Source organism: Blastococcus sp. KM273129, from assembly GCF_021698995.1.
Classification (GTDB): Bacteria; Actinomycetota; Actinomycetes; order Mycobacteriales; family Geodermatophilaceae; genus Blastococcus.
Map to the genome: position 1 here is coordinate 1 of NZ_SSXB01000224.1, position 271 is coordinate 271.

General features: G+C 71.2%; 1 protein-coding gene. It reads right to left on the bottom strand.

Annotation, left to right across the window (positions count from 1 at the left end):
• A partial coding sequence (locus E9565_RS22120) for a methyl-accepting chemotaxis protein (RefSeq protein WP_236836751.1) occupies nucleotides 1-271 on the bottom strand: 271 nt, incomplete at both ends.

The window sequence follows — 271 nt, forward strand, 5'->3', positions numbered from 1 at the left end:
CACCGCCGCCGTCGTGTCCCCCTGGATCGCCTGCACCCGGCGGGCGATGTCCTCGGTCGCCTTCGCCGTCTCCTGCGCCAGCTCCTTCACCTCGTTGGCCACCACCGCGAAACCCTTCCCGGCCTCACCGGCGCGGGCGGCCTCGATCGTGGCGTTCAGCGCCAGCAGGTTCGTCTGCTCCGCGATGCTCGTGATCACCTTCACCACGTTGCCGATCTCCGCCGAGGACTCCCCCAGCTTCGCCACCGTCGCCGTCGTCGTCTCCGCCGCC